Origin of the sequence: Nocardioides sp. CCNWLW239 (assembly GCF_037137035.1) — a bacterium.
Taxonomy (GTDB): Bacteria; Actinomycetota; Actinomycetes; order Propionibacteriales; family Nocardioidaceae; genus Nocardioides.
In genome coordinates this window covers 128,905-143,367 of record NZ_JBBBNW010000008.1, presented here as the reverse complement: position 1 = coordinate 143,367, position 14,463 = coordinate 128,905, and the positions used below count along the sequence as shown (strand labels likewise).

Annotated in this window: 16 protein-coding genes; 6 read left to right on the top strand and 10 right to left on the bottom strand. The window is 69.1% G+C overall.

All coding sequences use genetic code 11. From position 1 onward, the window contains the following. Nucleotides 1-21: 21 nt before the first annotated feature. A complete protein-coding gene (gene leuA, locus WBG06_RS24210; RefSeq protein ID WP_336740017.1) occupies nucleotides 22-1,782 on the bottom strand; it encodes a 2-isopropylmalate synthase in 1,761 nt (586 codons plus the stop codon). Nucleotides 1,783-1,978: 196 nt separating this feature from the next. Between leuA and WBG06_RS24205 the strand changes: the two genes are divergently transcribed. Genes WBG06_RS24205 through WBG06_RS24190 form a run of 4 tightly spaced genes read left to right on the top strand, consistent with a single transcriptional unit; the run spans nucleotide 1,979 to nucleotide 4,588 of the window. Further along, nucleotides 1,979-2,374, top strand: coding sequence for a pyridoxamine 5'-phosphate oxidase family protein (locus tag WBG06_RS24205; RefSeq protein WP_336740015.1), 396 nt, complete (start codon nucleotides 1,979-1,981; stop codon nucleotides 2,372-2,374). Beyond that, a complete protein-coding gene (locus WBG06_RS24200; RefSeq protein WP_336740014.1) occupies nucleotides 2,374-2,862 on the top strand; it encodes a flavodoxin family protein in 489 nt (162 codons plus the stop codon). Before WBG06_RS24205 ends, WBG06_RS24200 begins: the two co-directional genes overlap by 1 nt. 20 nt (nucleotides 2,863-2,882) lie before the next feature. Further along, a complete protein-coding gene (locus tag WBG06_RS24195; protein ID WP_336740012.1) occupies nucleotides 2,883-3,743 on the top strand; it encodes a septum formation family protein in 861 nt (286 codons plus the stop codon). A gap of 2 nt (nucleotides 3,744-3,745) precedes the next feature. Then, nucleotides 3,746-4,588 carry a septum formation family protein gene (locus tag WBG06_RS24190; protein WP_336740011.1) on the top strand — a complete coding sequence of 281 codons (843 nt, stop codon included), beginning with the start codon at nucleotides 3,746-3,748 and terminating at the stop codon, nucleotides 4,586-4,588. Between the two features lie 15 nt (nucleotides 4,589-4,603). Here WBG06_RS24190 and era read toward each other — a convergent pair whose 3' ends face one another. The 6 genes from era to WBG06_RS24160 all read right to left on the bottom strand — a co-directional run bounded on the left by era (nucleotide 4,604) and on the right by WBG06_RS24160 (nucleotide 10,061). Continuing rightward, nucleotides 4,604-5,542 (bottom strand): GTPase Era, encoded by a 939-nt coding sequence (gene era / locus WBG06_RS24185; RefSeq protein WP_336740009.1) that lies wholly within the window; start codon nucleotides 5,540-5,542, stop codon nucleotides 4,604-4,606. Continuing rightward, nucleotides 5,539-6,318, bottom strand: coding sequence for a siderophore-interacting protein (locus WBG06_RS24180; RefSeq protein WP_336740007.1), 780 nt, complete (start codon nucleotides 6,316-6,318; stop codon nucleotides 5,539-5,541). The genes era and WBG06_RS24180 overlap by 4 nt, the downstream gene beginning before the upstream one ends. A 25-nt stretch (nucleotides 6,319-6,343) precedes the next feature. Continuing rightward, nucleotides 6,344-6,703: a VOC family protein gene (locus WBG06_RS24175; RefSeq protein WP_336740005.1), complete on the bottom strand. Its 360-nt coding sequence runs from the start codon at nucleotides 6,701-6,703 to the stop codon at nucleotides 6,344-6,346. A gap of 1 nt (nucleotide 6,704) precedes the next feature. After that, complete coding sequence (locus WBG06_RS24170) at nucleotides 6,705-7,241, bottom strand: pyridoxamine 5'-phosphate oxidase family protein (RefSeq protein WP_336740004.1); 537 nt, start codon at nucleotides 7,239-7,241, stop codon at nucleotides 6,705-6,707. Nucleotides 7,242-7,383: 142 nt separating this feature from the next. Next, entirely contained in the window at nucleotides 7,384-8,688 is a 1,305-nt protein-coding gene (locus tag WBG06_RS24165; RefSeq protein ID WP_336740002.1) for a class I SAM-dependent methyltransferase, read from the bottom strand. After that, nucleotides 8,685-10,061 (bottom strand): FAD-binding oxidoreductase, encoded by a 1,377-nt coding sequence (locus WBG06_RS24160; protein ID WP_336740000.1) that lies wholly within the window; start codon nucleotides 10,059-10,061, stop codon nucleotides 8,685-8,687. Before WBG06_RS24160 ends, WBG06_RS24165 begins: the two co-directional genes overlap by 4 nt. A gap of 122 nt (nucleotides 10,062-10,183) precedes the next feature. On the opposite strand from WBG06_RS24160, the gene WBG06_RS24155 reads away from it, so the two are divergent. Next, complete coding sequence (locus tag WBG06_RS24155; protein ID WP_336739999.1) at nucleotides 10,184-10,474, top strand: hypothetical protein; 291 nt, start codon at nucleotides 10,184-10,186, stop codon at nucleotides 10,472-10,474. Nucleotides 10,475-10,477: 3 nt separating this feature from the next. Here WBG06_RS24155 and WBG06_RS24150 read toward each other — a convergent pair whose 3' ends face one another. Further along, nucleotides 10,478-11,341, bottom strand: coding sequence for an SGNH/GDSL hydrolase family protein (locus WBG06_RS24150; RefSeq protein WP_336739997.1), 864 nt, complete (start codon nucleotides 11,339-11,341; stop codon nucleotides 10,478-10,480). Between the two features lie 160 nt (nucleotides 11,342-11,501). On the opposite strand from WBG06_RS24150, the gene WBG06_RS24145 reads away from it, so the two are divergent. Then, complete coding sequence (locus WBG06_RS24145; RefSeq protein WP_336739996.1) at nucleotides 11,502-12,743, top strand: PucR family transcriptional regulator; 1,242 nt, start codon at nucleotides 11,502-11,504, stop codon at nucleotides 12,741-12,743. On the opposite strand, the gene WBG06_RS24140 is transcribed toward WBG06_RS24145, so the two are convergent. After that, entirely contained in the window at nucleotides 12,738-13,088 is a 351-nt protein-coding gene (locus WBG06_RS24140) for a cytidine deaminase (protein ID WP_336739994.1), read from the bottom strand. The two genes, WBG06_RS24145 and WBG06_RS24140, sit on opposite strands and share 6 nt — an antisense overlap. Next, on the bottom strand, nucleotides 13,081-14,445 hold the full coding sequence (locus tag WBG06_RS24135; protein ID WP_336739992.1) for a hemolysin family protein: 1,365 nt from the start codon (nucleotides 14,443-14,445) through the stop codon (nucleotides 13,081-13,083). The genes WBG06_RS24140 and WBG06_RS24135 overlap by 8 nt, the downstream gene beginning before the upstream one ends. Between the last annotated feature and the right edge of the window lie 18 nt (nucleotides 14,446-14,463).

Below are 14,463 nucleotides of genomic sequence, written 5' to 3'. Positions count from 1 at the left end.
CGCGGCGGCGCCGGGAGCGCGTCAGGCGCGCGGGATCGTGACCGCCTGGGCGCGGTTGGCCGCGCAGACGACGGCCCGCAGGGAGGCGGTGACGATGTTCTCGTGGATGCCGATGCCCCAGACGATCTCGCCGGCGATCTCACACTCGACGTACGCAGCCGCGGCCGCGTCGCCGCCGGACGAGAGCGCGTGCTCGGCGTAGTCGAGGACCCGGATCTCCGCTCCGGCCTCCTTCAGCGCGTCGACGAAGGCGGCCACCGGGCCGTTGCCGACACCCTTGTAGGTGCGCTTCTCACCGCGGACGCGGAGGTCGACGACCTGCTGGTCGCCGCCCTCGGCGTCGGTCACCGAGGACCAGCTCTCCAGGGCGTACGGCTCCTCACGCTCGAGGTACTCCGCGGAGAAGATCGACCAGATCTCCGCCGGCGCGACCTCGCCGCCCTCGGTGTCGGTGTGCTGCTGGACGACCCGGCTGAACTCGATCTGCGCCCGACGCGGCAGGTCCAGGGAGTGCTCGGTCTTGAGCAGGTAGGCGACGCCGCCCTTGCCGGACTGGCTGTTGACCCGGATGACGGCCTCGTAGGTGCGGCCGACGTCCTTGGGGTCGATGGGCAGGTAGGGCGCCTCCCACGGAATCTCGCTGGTCGGCTTGCCGGCCTCGGCGGCGATCCGGTCGAGGTCCTCCAGGCCCTTCTTGATGGCGTCCTGGTGGGAGCCGGAGAAGGCGGTGTAGACGAGGTCGCCGGCGTAGGGGTGGCGCGGGTGGACGTTGATGTTGGTGACGTACTCGACGGTGCGGCGGATCTCGTCGATGCCGCCGCCGACGGTGAAGTCGATCTGCGGGTCGATGCCCTGGGAGAAGAGGTTCATGCCCAGGGTGACCAGGTCGACGTTGCCGGTGCGCTCGCCGTGGCCGAACAGGCAGCCCTCGACGCGGTCGGCGCCGGCCATCAGGCCGAGCTCGGTGGCCGCGACCGCGGTGCCGCGGTCGTTGTGCGGGTGCAGCGAGATCGCCGAGTGCTCGCGGCGGGTCAGGCCGCGGCCGAAGTATTCGATCTGGTCCGCGTAGGTGTTGGGCGTGGACATCTCCACGGTGGCGGGCAGGTTCAGGATGATCTCCCGGCCGGCCTCCGGCTGCCACACGTCGCTCACCCGCTCACAGACCTCGAGCGCGTAGTCGGTGTCGGTCTGGGTGAAGATCTCCGGGCTGTACTGGTAGCCGAAGTCCTCGGTGCCGACCAGCTCGGGGACGTGCTCCTCGGCGTACTTCATCACCATCTCGGTGCCGCGCACGGCGATCCCGATGCACTCGGCCGGGGTCACGTTGAACACGACCCGGCGGAACAGCTCGGCGGTGGCGTTGTAGAGGTGGATCGTGGCACGCGGGGCACCGGCCAGCGACTCGGCCGTGCGCGAGATGAGGTCCTCGCGCGCCTGAGTCAGGACCGAGATCTGTACGTCGTCGGGGATCCGGTCCTCCTCGATCAGCTTGCGCACGAAGTCGAAGTCGGTCTGGCTCGCGCTCGGGAAGCCGACCTCGATCTCCTTGTAGCCCATCGCGACCAGCAGCTCGAACATCCGCAGCTTGCGGGCCGGCGTCATCGGGTCGATCAGGGCCTGGTTGCCGTCACGCAGGTCGGTGGAGAGCCACCGCGGAGCCTTGGTGATCTTCTTGGCGGGCCAGGTGCGGTCGGGTACGTCGACGGGCACGAACGCGCGGTAGCGCTCGAACGGCATCCCCGACGGCTTCTGCTGGTTGCTGGAGTTGCTCAGGTTGGTCATGCGGAATCCTCATCAGGTGGGAGCGAGTGCCGGCGCACGTCGAACCTCCGCAGCGAGGGAGTCCGGCTGTCTCAGACCCCGCTGCGGCAGCTAAGGAGGAGGCTGCGCATCATGACGTCGGTAACAATAACAGAACAGAACTGGCAGACTGGCACCGATCTGTCGATCAACCGACGACGAACTGGGAGGAACGGGCGTGGCCCATCTGGAAGAGCTCACCGTCGAGGAGTCCTGGCGGCTCGCCACAGGCACCCAGATCTCCCGGATCGGTTGGACCGGTCCAGGCGGCCCGGTGGTGCTGCCGGTCAACCATGTCGTGCACGAGAAGAGCGTCTGGATCCGCACCTCGGCGCACTCCTCGATGGCCGAGCAGATCGACGAGAGCGCGGTCGCGCTGCTGGTCGACGATCTCGATCCCGACACCCACGTGGGCTGGTCGGTGCAGTTCAAGGGTCGCGCGGAGATCCTCTACCACGAGGACCAGATCCCCGACGCCGTCAAGGACCTCCACACCTGGCCGACGGGTCCTCGTCCGTTGTGGGTGCGCCTGCACCCCAAGGAGGTCACCGGCCGCCGGCTGGGCGCCGACTGATGCCGCGCCTGCTGATCGTCCACCACTCCCCGACCCGCTCGCTGCAGCGGCTGACCGATGCGGTGGTCTCCGGCGCCGAGGATCCCGAGATCGAGGGCGTCGAGGTCGTCGTCCGTCCCGCCCTGGAGGCGAGCGCCGAGGACGTCCTGGCGGCCGATGGCTACGTGCTCGGGACCTCGGCGAACTTCGGCTACATGTCGGGCGCCCTGAAGCACTTCTTCGACTCCACCTTCCTGGCCGTCGGCGGCGCCCTCGACCCGTCCGGAGGGGCGGGTGAGTCTGCGGGTGCCACCTCCAAGCGGCCCTATGGCCTCTATGTCCACGGCCGCTACGACACCACCGGCGCGATCCGCTCGGTGCAGTCCATCGTGGGCGCGCTGGGGTGGGCCCAGGCCTTCGACATCCTCGACGTCCTGGGCGACGTCGAGGACACCCATCTCGAGGCGGCGTACGAGCTCGGAGCGACGCTGGCGGCGGTCCTCGACTGAGCTGTGCTTTCGGCTCGCTCATGGCTTCGCAAGTAGAGTCGATCCCCGTGATCGGCCATACCCCTAGACGTACGACGTCGCTGTCCCTCCTGATCGTGGTGCTCGCTGCCCTCGCGCTCAGCGGGTGCGGCGGTGACCGGGCGGCCGCCAAGGGCGAGGACCCGAAGCAGGTGGACTCGACCGCAGTGCCCGAGGTCGGCAAGTGCCGCAACCTGACCCACGAGGACGTCGCCGAGGCCTACAACTTCGACAAGTACGTCGCCTGCGACGAGCCACACAACGCCGAGACCTTCGGCGCCGGACCGCTCCCGGACGAGTTCAAGGACGCCGAGTACGGCGACGAGAAGGTCAACGAGTGGGCCTTCAGCCAGTGCCGCAAGCTGCTGGAGAAATACGTCGGGACCAACCAGAGCGTGCTGATGCGCTCGATGCTCTCCCACGTCTACTTCGGTCCCTCGGAGAAGGCCTGGGACGAGGGCGCGCGCTGGATCCGCTGCGACGTGGTCGGGGGTGGCCAGCAGGGTGCCGAGTACGTCGACCTGCCGACCACCACCCGCAACCTCCTCAAGGTCAAGAACATCGAGGACATCGAGGACCGTTGGATGGTGTGCGCGCAGGGCAAGACGGTCGCCTCCGCGAAGGTGCCGTGCTCCGAGCCGCACCAGATGCGGGCGGTGACGACCATCAAGCTGGGCGAGGCCGCGACCGAGTTCCCCGGTGTGGCGGAGTCCAAGAAGAAGGCCTCTCAATACTGCAAAGGCTCCGTCAACGCCTGGTTGGGTTACCCGGAAAGCTTCGACTACGGGTACACATGGTTCGGAGAGAAAGAGTGGAACGCCGGCAACCGCTGGGCGGTCTGCTGGGCGGTGACCGAGGAGTGAGCATGCGACACAAAGAGCTGAAGCGGGGTCTCGAGCCCGCTCTGTGGGGAGCTCTCGTCGTCGTGGGAGCGATGGCTCTCGCCGGCTGTGGCGGGGGCGAGCCGAAGTCGGCTCCCTCACCCTCGTCGGCCCCGCCCTCTGCCTCCGCCTCTCCGGCGCCGAGCCCCAAGGAGGGCGCCTGCTACAACCTCAGCTACAAGGAGGCGCTCGCCCCGACCGCCGGCGGGACCGCGGTGAGCTGCAAGGGCAAGCACACCACCCAGACCTACGCCGTGGGCCGGCTGAAGAACGTCGTCGACGGCCACCTCCTCGCCGTCGACTCCGAGCAGGTCGCGGCTCAGGTCGCCGCCGCATGCCCCAACAAGGTCACCCGGTATCTCGGCGGCAACGCCGACGATCTGCGCCTCTCGATGCTCCGCCCGGTGTGGTTCACGCCGACCATCGAGGAGTCCGAGGCCGGCGCCAACTGGTTCCGCTGCGACGTGATCGGCATCGCCGGCCCCGAGGCGCTGATGACGCTCAAGGGCAACATGAAGGGTGTCCTGGGCAACGCCGAGACCGCCGAGCCGTTCCGGATGTGCGGCACCGCTTCGCCGAAGTCGGAAGCCTTCAAGCGCGTCCCGTGCTCCCTCAAGCACAGCTGGCGGGCGCTCTCGGTCATCGACCTCGGCTCCGGGAAATACCCCGGCGAGGCGAAGGTCAACAGCGCCGGCGCCGAGGACTGCAAGGCCGCTGCCGCCGAGGTCGCCGACGACCCGCTGAAATACGAGTGGTCCTGGGAGTTCCCCAGCGCTGAGCAGTGGCAGGGCGGTCAGACGTACGGGATCTGCTGGGCGCCCAGCTGACCAGCGGGCCTGCGTTCAGAAGCCCAGCTTGCGCAGCTGCCGTGGGTCCCGCTGCCAGTCCTTGGCGATCTTGACGTGCAGGTCGAGGTAGACCGGCATCCCGAGCAGCTCCTTGATCTGCAGGCGTGCGCGCTGCCCGACGTCCTTGAGCCGTGAGCCCTTGTGACCGATCACGATGCCCTTCTGGGAGTCGCGCTCGACGTACAGGAAGGCGTGGATGTCCATCAGCGGCTTGTCCTCGGGGCGGTCCTCGCGCAGACGCATCTCCTCGACGACGACCGCGATGGAGTGCGGGAGCTCGTCGCGTACGCCTTCCAGAGCCGCCTCGCGGATCAGCTCGGCGATGATGATCTCCTCCGGGGAGTCGGTGAGCTCGCCGTCGGGGTAGAGCGGCGGACCTTCGGGGAGGAGCTTGATCAGCAGCTCGGCGAGCAGGTCGACCTGGTCGCCGCCGACGCTGGAGACGGGAACGATCTCGGCCCACTCGATGCCGAGCTCGGTCCCGAGGGCCTGGATCGACATCAGGTGCTCGCCGATCTGCTCGGGCGTGGCGAGGTCGGTCTTGGTGGCGACCGCGACCCGCTTGATGCCCTTCTTGAGCTTGTTGGCGCTCTCCGCGATCCGACGGTCACCGGGGCCGATCTTCTCGTTGCACGGGAAGCAGATCGCGACCACGTCGACCTCGGTCCAGGTGGCCTCGACCAGGTCGTTGAGCCGCTCGCCGAGCAGCGTACGCGGCCGGTGGATCCCCGGGGTGTCGACCAGGATCAGCTGGCCGTCGGGGCGGTGCACGATGCCCTTGACCACGGTGCGGGTGGTCTGCGGCTTGTCCGAGGTGATCGCCACCTTGGTGCCCACCAGCGCGTTGGTCAGGGTCGACTTGCCCGCGTTGGGGCGTCCGACGAACGACACGAAGCCGCTCCGGAAAGCTGACTGGGTCTCCGGATCGGTCACTGTTGCTCCTGTTGCTCGTCGTATCGCTGCCAGATCTGCTCGTCGGTGAGCCCCTGGGCCTTGCCTTCACGCCAGATCGGTCCGGGATCGACCGCGCGCGGCTGCCGCTTCTGGCCGCCGCCGCGCCAATAGCCCATCACGTCGTAGGCGTGGGAGTCGAGCTTCCGCTCCCGCATCAGATGCTTGCGGATCGCCCGCATCTGGCTCGACTCACCGGCCATCCAGAAGTAGCCGTCGCCAGCGGGCCAGTCGATCTTCTCCACGACCGCAGCCAGGTCGGACGAGGTCTCCGAGGGCGGCGCCGACCAGGTGACCTCGGCAGAGTCGGGGAGGTAGCCGGGCAGGTCGTCGGGCACCTCGGCCCAGATCCGCGTCGGCAGGGTGGTGGTCTCGGCGATCCGCGCCATCGCCGGCATCGCCGTCAGGTCACCGACCAGCAGCAGCCACTCGGCGGCCTCCGGCGCGGCGTAGGAGCCCTTCGCCTCGGTGATCGTGACGGTCTGCCCCACGGGATCGAGACGAGTGGCCCACTCGGTCACCAGGCCGACGTCGTGCACGACGACGTCGAGAGTCAGCTCGCCGTCCTGCCACGACCGCACGGTGTAGTAGCGCGACTGGAACTGTCCGGGCACGATCAGCCCGACCCACTCATCGGGGATCCCGGTCGACTCGAACCCGGCCAACCCGGGACCGCCGAGCACCAGACGTACGAGGTGGGGCGTGATCTGCTCGCGCCGCAGCACCTCCGCGGCGTACTGCTGGGCCTTGACACTCATCATGCCAAGGTTATCCGCGCCGGGCTCAGCCGCCTGCATCGCTGGCGTCCGCCGGGCCACCTCCCAGACCGATCTCATTTCCGTCCGGGTCACGGAAGATGGTCTTGCGGACCCCGTTGTCGTACGTCTCCTGCGACTCCGGCCGCAGGCCGCGTTCTGCGATCGCGGCGAGGCGGGTGTCCAGGTCGTCGACGAAGAGCGTGACGAACCCACGCCCGGCGAGCTCGGGCCTCACCTCGACGTAGACGTAGCCGTGCTCGGTGACCTCGAAGACGGCCTCGGTGTCGTTGGGATAGAAGGCAGGCGGACCCGCGAGCAGCGCCTCGTACCAGCGGGCCGCTCGCGCCAGGTCCGTGACCGGAAGCCCGGCGAACAGGTCGGTCATCTCAGAACCGCCAGCGGGTCGCGCCGTAGGGCTCCACCGTCGCCACCGCGTGCGCCGAGGTGAGCTCGATGCGATGTAGGTGCCATGGTGCCGGGCCCGCGCTCTGCGCGTTGAACGGGGCCGTCAAGGCCTCGCCCGACCCGTCGACCTCGGCCGGCCAGCCCTCGTCGTCGTGGTAGTGCCTGGCCACGCGTTCGAGCTCGTCGCCGAGCACGCGGGTCACGCGGCCCTCGACGACCAGGTCGAACTCGCGCACCGACAGGGACAGCGCGCAACGCGGGTCGCGGGCCAGGTTGCGGCCGCGCCGTGTACGCGGTCCGGTGACCAGGTAGAAGCTGCCCTCGAACCACACGGCGCCGACAGCGTTCATGTGCGGGCCGCCGTCGGCGTTGATCGTGCTCACCCATGTCGTGTAGCGGCCGGGCTCGCCCTCCTGCGACCCGGGCCCCTGGTTGAAGCCCTGGTCCAGTCGAGCGGTCACCTCCGCCCATGACATCGACGGGGCGTCGTACATCTCGGCGAGGTTGTAGGTCTCCATGGCTGTCTCCTTCGGCTGGAACAGGATGTCTCACCCACTCCACGAACAGAATCCACCGATTCCGACAGGGACGCCACGACAGAGTGGGCGAAAGTGGCCGCCGGACCGCGGTCCGACCTGCCACTTTCGCCCACTCTCCGCCTCAGAAGGTGTGCCGCAGGGGGTAGCCCGAGTGACCGTCGACGGTCTTGGTGGCGAGCACGTGGTGGAGCTGGATGTTGTTGCGCTCGAAGCCGATCCGGGAGCCGGCCATGTAGATGCCCCAGACCTTGGCGGTGCCGAGGCCGACCTCGTTGACGCAGGCGTCCCAGTTGTCGCGGAGGTTGCGGTTCCACGCCGTGAGGGTCTTGGCGTAGTGGACCCGGATGTTCTCGTGGTGCTGCACCTCGAGACCGGTGTTCTCGATCGCGGAGACGATGGTGCCCGAGCCGATCAGCTCGCCGTCGGGGAAGACGTAGCGGTCGATGAACGCCCCCGCGCTCGCCTTCGAGACGTTGTCGGGGCGGGTGATGCAGTGGTTGAGCAGCCGGCCGCCGTCGCGCAGCTTGCCCCTGATGAATCCGAAGTAGGACGGGTAGTTGGCCACGCCGATGTGCTCGGTGAGCCCGATCGAGCTGACCGCGTCGAAGTCGCCCTCGACCACGTCGCGGTAGTCGGAGAAACGCACCTCGGCGACGTCGTCGAGGCGATCGGCCTTGATCGCCCGCTGGGCCCAGTTGGCCTGCTCGCGCGACAGCGTCACGCCGAGCGCCTTCACCCCGTAGTTCTTGGCGGCGTGGCGCACCATCCCGCCCCAGCCACAGCCGATGTCGAGCAGCCGCATACTGGGCTCGAGCCCGAGCTTGCGGCAGATCAGGTCGTACTTGGCCGCCTGCGCCTCTTCGAGGGTGGCGTCATCGGTCGGGTAGAGCGCACACGTGTAGGTCATCGACGGGCCGAGGACGTACTCGTAGAAGGTGTTGGAGACGTCGTAGTGGTGGTGGATCGCGTCGGCGTCACGCTCGGGCGAGTGCCGCGTCCACGGCAGCGCGCTGAGCGCACGGCCCGAGAGGTGACGTACGTTCTCGGCCCGCTGCCGCCATGCGGGCAGGTGCTCCTGCGGCGGCGGCTTGGGCGGTACGAAGGTCGTCACCCCGAGCGCACGCACGAGCTCGACCATCTCGCGCGGGCCGGGCCGCTGGAAGTCGGTCTTGTCCAGGACCAGGTCCAGGAGCGGGTAGGGGTCGCCCGGATGGATGCCGTGGAGGGCGAGGTCGCCGCTGACGTAGGCACGGGCCAGGCCGAGGTCACCCGGCGCGGTCAGCAGGAAGGCGAGCCCGCGGGCGTTGAGGATCTCCATCCCGAAGGGAGAGTCCTTGTCGCCGGCGACACTGCCGTCGTACGCGGTGAGCTTGATCGGCAGCCCACCGTCGAAGAGTTCGTTGATGGTCTCTGCGATTTGGTTCACAGTCTCTTCACCGCCTTGCTGTACAGATCGGTCAACCGGTTGCCAGGGTCATACCTCGCCTTCACGGCTGCGAGGTTGTCCCCGTCATAGAGAGCGTTGAAGACATCCTTGTCGTAGAACGCCTCGGAGTAGAGCGATTTATGCCCGCCGAGCTCGTGGACCTGCTCCTCGATCGCGCGGTTCTTCGGAGCGTTCACCGCGCTCGGGCCGACGTGGACGGTGCCCCAGAAGCCGACGTTGACGTACGTCCGGCCGGCCTCGAGCGGGTAGGTCGGCCACTTGCCGCCCTCGCTCGTCCCCTGGGAGACCAGCGGGCACAGCCACACCGGCCGCATCCCGATCTCGGCGTCGAACCACTCCAGGAACGCCGGCAGGTTCTCGACCGGGACCTCGATGTCCTGGATCACCCGCTCCCGCAGCAGCCGCCCGGCGCGCGCGTCGAGCTTGTCGGCGATGCCGAACCTCCGGTCCAGCCCGACGAGCTTCATGTAGACGTCGGAGCGCCGCAGCCGGCGCGGCCACACCCGGCGGAGGTATTTGTTCTGCGCGCCGAAGGCGCCCGAGCACCAGAACCAGTCGGTGTCCCAGCGCCACAGGTAGTCGTAGGTCGTCAGCAGGTCCGTCTCTCGCTGCTGGATCGAGCGGTAGTAGATCTGCTGGCCGCCGTAGTCGCTCGGAGTCTGCGTGGCCCTCTCGGTCCAGGTCGCCAGGGTGAGGTAGTACTCCCCCGGCTCGAAGGCGACCCCGTCGAGCCCGTCGACCCGCTCCCCCTCGTAGGTCCTCGTCTCGGTGATCTGCGCGATCGTCTTGGTGAGCAGGCCGAGGTCGTCGAAGCGCACGTGGCGCAGGGCGACATAGCCGGGCACCTTCTCCAGCTTGATCTTGAGCCTTGTCGCATAGCCGAGCGAGCCGTAGGAGTTGGGGAAGGTGTCGAACAGGTCCTCCCCTGGTCGCGTCGTGACGATCTCGCCGGCCCCGGTCAGGATGTCCATCTCCAGCACCGACTCGTGCGGGAGCCCGTTACGGAACGACGTGGCCTCGATGCCCATCCCGGTCACCGCGCCGCCGAGCGTGATCGTACGCAGCTGAGGGACGACGTAGGGGATCATCCCGTAGGTCAGGGTGACGTCGACGAGGTCTTCGTAGGTGCACATGCCCTGTACGTCGGCGGTGCCCGCCTCGGCATCGACCTCGATCACGCCGGCGAGGCCCGAGACGTCGAGACCCGGGGCGCTGGTCGCGGCCCGGGCACGGAAGAGATTGGTGGTCCGCTTGGCGAGCCTGACCGGAGCGCCCTCTGGAATCTTCGTATAGGAAGTCGTCAGCCGCTCGACGGCCTCGGTGTGTCGTTGCCAACCAGTCTCACCCGTCACTCTTTGCACCTTACTAGCGCCGGTGGATCTCGGGTTTCGATTTTTTGGTTAGTTCGCTTACAGTCGCAACCGCCGACTGCTCCCGTCGAGCTCCCCCATCTCGTGCACCCTGGAGGGTCCCCATGTCCAGTGCTGCCCACCGTGACGCTGTGGCCACGCTCGCCGAGAAGGCAACCCCCTACTTCACCGAGAACCAGGTCAAGTGGCGCAACAAGTCCGTGTCCCAGGCCCGGCTCGCGCTGGCCATCGACCAGATCGTCGTGCACATGCGGGAGAAGGGCGTCGACATGGCCACGATGAACGGCCTCACCGCCTACCGTGACGAGGACGGCATCCATGTCACGATCGAGCTCGGCACCCTCCCGCTCGTCGCCGAGACCGGCGCAACGGGCGGGCACCGAGCCGCTCGCTAGGACCTATCGGCCGATCGCCGAGGCGACGAGGGCCCCGGCCGCGTCCATGCCGCTCTGGTTCGGGTGATACGGCGCCGCGGCGCTGGTCGGGATGAACCCTTCGACCCACTTGCTCGCGTAGGGGGCGCAGACGCCGTGGCCGGTGCTCGGCGTGGCGATGTCGATGTAGGTCGCTCCGCTCTCCTCCGCGGCCCGACGGAGCATCGCGTTGGTCCGGTCGAAGATGGACTGCAGCCACTGCGCGTCGACGGTCCAGATCGGGTCGGTCGGATAGCAGCCGGTCTCGTCCCAGTAGCGCAGGTAGCCGACGAGGTGGACGGCGGCTCCGGGCGCCCGCGTGTGGATCCGGTTCACCGCGTCGACGATCTTCGGCCGAACCGCCGCCAGCTGGGCGTCGGTGGTGTCACCGAGCGCCGTCATCCACGATTTGCACGAGACTCCGAGCGGCTCGGGCAACGGCTGGGTGCACCCGAGCACGGTGCCGCCCATGTTGATGTCGTTGGCGCCGATGGCCACCGTGACGATGTCGGTGTCGGCGGTGACCGCATCGAGCTGCGGGGCGATGTAGCCGAACCGTCGTCCGGTCAGGTCGGCGGTGGTCGCCCCCGAGCAGGTCACGTCGATCAGCTGGGCGCCGAGCGCCCGCGCGGCGACGGCCGGCCAGTTCGAGGTCGAGCGCAGGCAGTCCAGGCTGCTCTGGGTCCCGACCAGGGGGCCCGCTGCTGAGGAGTCCCCCAGGGCAACCATCTTCAGCGAACCAGTCGCGGCGGCAGGCTCCGCTCCGCCCGGGCCTGCTCCGATGACCAGGGCCACCGCCGCCGCACCTGCTCCCAGCAGGGCCGCACCACGCCGTACGTACCGTCTCATCTCTTCCTCCCAGAAGTCGTCGCGGCCGAAGAGCCGTCCCCCCGATGCTGGGGCACCGCACCGGTGCTCGGCGGTGGGATCAGAGCCAGAGTTTCCGGGCGACGACTGTGACGGATCACAGGGGAGCTCGGGGCCGTCGGACATCTGTCACGATGGTCTTGTGACAGGTCCCAGCAGCTTCCTCATCGGCGGCCATGAGGTCACCCAGATCCTGTCGACCAGGATCCCGGAGCTCACCGACGAGGTGCTCCGTGTCCTGATGGCAGAGCTGCCCGTCTATGCCCGCCTGCCCACGGACCTGCTCCAAGGAGACGTACGCCGGGTCGTCGTACGCGCCATCCGACTCTTCGTGACGGCGCTCGGCACCGACGGACGGCCTGACGACGCGGCGCTGGCAGATCTCGCCGAGTCGGCCGCACGCCGCGCGGAGGAGGGCGTCCCGTTCGAGATGGTGGTCGCCGCCTACCACCGCGGAGCACGGGTGTGTGCGGACCGGGCGCTCGCCGGAGCACAACCCGAGGACGTGGAGGCCGTGCACGCCGTCCTGCGCACCACGATGAGCTTCCTCGAGCACATCGCGGTCGCGGTGGCGGCCGGGTACGCCCAGCACACCAGGACGGCGCTGGCCGAGCAGGCGGCGTCGCGGACGCTTCTGGTCAACACCCTGGTGGAGGGTGGCGATATCCACGAGGCTGCCGGACGTGCCGGGATGACGCTGCCCGCCTCCTACCTCGTCGCCACCTTGGCGGCCGGCGCCCATCCCGACGAGTCCGACCCGGGCATCGACCCGCTCGTCGCTGCCCGGTGGAAGCTGCGGCGCATCCACGAGGAGCTGAGCAGGCACTACCGGGAGACGGTGCTCTGGATCCCGGCCACCGACGGCGGCCAGGCACTGATCCCGATCGCGACGGCCGCCCGCGAGAGCTCCTCGGCGCACATCGTGCGCCTGGAGCGGATCCTGGCCGACGTACGCCGGGCCGCCGGGGCGGACCTCCACGTCGGCGTCACCGTCGCCGCGCCGTCCGAGGTCCCGGACGCGGCACGGCTCTCCCGCGAGGTCCTCGAGGTCGCGCGGCAGCTCGGCCGGCCGCCCGGTCTCTACCGGCTGGTCGACGTGGTGCTCGAGCACCAGCTGTCACGAGCGGGCGCCGGCCGAGACCTGCTCGAGACGTTGCTCGATCCCCTCGACGGCCACGACGACCTCGGCGAGACCCTGCAGGTCTTCCTGGCGAGCGGGCTGAACCGCCGCCGGACCGCCTCGACGCTGCATGTCCATCCCAACACGGTCGACAACCGGATCAGACGGGTGACCGAGCTGACCGGCCTGGACGCGACCCGCGCCGAGGACCTGCCGCTGCTCCACGCGGCCCTCACCGCGCGCCGCACCGGCTCGGGGCTATGAGCGCGCAGAGGTGACCAGCGTGCCGCGCGGGTCGCCGAGGAGGACCGGGACGTCCGCACCGGCGAACTCCTTCACCGCCGCCAGATCGTTCGCGGCCGGCGACGCGGACTCGCCGAGCACGACGACGGCCTCGAGTCCCTTGGAGCCCGAGGCCACCGCCATCGCCACGCAGACGCCGATCGCGGAGACCTGGAGCGAGGGCAGGTCGACGGTGGCGGCCGCGTAGGTGCGGCCGTCGAGGTCGCGTACGGCTGCTCCTTCGGCCGCGCCGGTGCGGGCACGCGTCGCGCGGGCCAGGGTCACCAGCTTGCGGTCCTCCGCCGACAGCTCGCTCTGCTCAGGCATGGGCCTCTCTCGTCCTGTCCGTCTTGGCTCGGTCCGACCTCGCCCGGCCGGTCTTCTCGCTCTGCTCGTCCTCGTCGTCGGGCTCGGTCTCGGCCGGGGCGACGACGCTGATGCGTACGGTACCGATCTTGTTCCGCCGGCCGGCAGCCTCCTCGGCCACGAAGCAGAGCCCGTGGGCCTCGACCTCGGTCCCGGGGATCGGCACCAGGCCGAGATGCTTGGCCATCAGACCGCGTACGGAGTCGACGTCGTCCTCCTCGACGGGAACGCCGATGAGCTCCTCGAGATCGCTGACCAGGAAGCGGGAAGGCACCCGCCAGGAGCCGTCGCCGAGGTGGAGCGGTTCGCGGTCCTCGACGTCGTATTCGTCGGTGATCTCGCCGACGATCTCCTCGAGGATGTCCTCGATGGTGATCAGGCCGGCGGTGCCGCCGTATTCGTCGACGACGACCGCGATGTGCTGGCGGTGCTGCTGCATCTCGGCCAGCAGCTCGTCGACCGGCTTGGAGTCGGGCACCCAGGTCGGGGTGCGCATCAGGGACTCGACCCGCTGGGTGGTCTCGACCTCGGGCGCCTCGAAGTCACGCGCGACGACGTCCTTGAGGTAGACCATCCCGATGATGTCGTCGAGGCTGTCGTCGATGACCGGCATCCGCGAGTAGCCCGAGCGCAGGAACAGCGACAGCGCCTGACGCAGGGTCTTGCGGCGCTCCAGGAAGACGATGTCACCGCGGGGCACCATCACCTCGCGGGCACGGGTGTCGCCGAGCTCGAAGACCGAGTGGATCATCCGGCGCTCGTCGGCCTCGATCAGGTCGGAGGCCTCGGCGATGTCGACCAGCTCGCGCAGCTCGGTCTCCGTCGAGAACGGGCCCTTGCGGAAGCCCTTGCCGGGGGTGAGCGCGTTGCCGAGCATGATCAGCAGGCTCGGGATGGGGCCGAGGATGGCGGTGATCGCCCCGATCGGGCCGGCGACCGCGAGAGCGATGCCCTCGTGGTGCTGACGGCCCAGCGTGCGGGGGCCGACGCCGATGACCACGAAGGAGACCACCGTCATCGTCGCGGTCGTGGTGAGCACGGTCGGCCACCAGCGCCCCTGGTAGAGGTCATAGGCCCACAGCGCGACCAGCACGGTCGCGCCGATCTCGCACAGCATCCTGAGCAGCAGCACCGTGTTGACGTAGCGGGCCGGGTCGCCGACCACCGCGACCAGGCGCTTGGCGCCGGCACGGCCCTCCGAGACGAGCTCGGCAGCCCGAGCGCGGGAGAAGGCGCTGAGCGCCGCGTCGGCGGCAGAGAAGATGCCGGCGATCAGGACCAGAACTGCGGCTGCGATCAGCAGCCTCGCATCGTCCATGGTGGGTGGTGGTGCTCC

Bases quoted from the DNA above. Each gene is read 5' to 3' on its own strand.
- WBG06_RS24135 (WP_336739992.1), bottom strand. From the start codon at position 14,445: ATGGACGATGCGAGGCTGCTGATCGCAGCCGCAGTTCTGGTCCTGATC.
- WBG06_RS24150 (WP_336739997.1), bottom strand. From the start codon at position 11,341: ATGAGACGGTACGTACGGCGTGGTGCGGCCCTGCTGGGAGCAGGTGCG.
- WBG06_RS24200 (WP_336740014.1), top strand. From the start codon at position 2,374: ATGCCGCGCCTGCTGATCGTCCACCACTCCCCGACCCGCTCGCTGCAG.
- WBG06_RS24180 (WP_336740007.1), bottom strand. From the start codon at position 6,318: ATGAGTGTCAAGGCCCAGCAGTACGCCGCGGAGGTGCTGCGGCGCGAG.
- WBG06_RS24170 (WP_336740004.1), bottom strand. From the start codon at position 7,241: ATGGAGACCTACAACCTCGCCGAGATGTACGACGCCCCGTCGATGTCA.
- WBG06_RS24140 (WP_336739994.1), bottom strand. From the start codon at position 13,088: ATGCCTGAGCAGAGCGAGCTGTCGGCGGAGGACCGCAAGCTGGTGACC.
- WBG06_RS24155 (WP_336739999.1), top strand. From the start codon at position 10,184: ATGTCCAGTGCTGCCCACCGTGACGCTGTGGCCACGCTCGCCGAGAAG.
- WBG06_RS24190 (WP_336740011.1), top strand. From the start codon at position 3,746: ATGCGACACAAAGAGCTGAAGCGGGGTCTCGAGCCCGCTCTGTGGGGA.
- WBG06_RS24195 (WP_336740012.1), top strand. From the start codon at position 2,883: ATGGCTTCGCAAGTAGAGTCGATCCCCGTGATCGGCCATACCCCTAGA.
- WBG06_RS24175 (WP_336740005.1), bottom strand. From the start codon at position 6,703: ATGACCGACCTGTTCGCCGGGCTTCCGGTCACGGACCTGGCGCGAGCG.
- leuA (WP_336740017.1), bottom strand. From the start codon at position 1,782: ATGACCAACCTGAGCAACTCCAGCAACCAGCAGAAGCCGTCGGGGATG.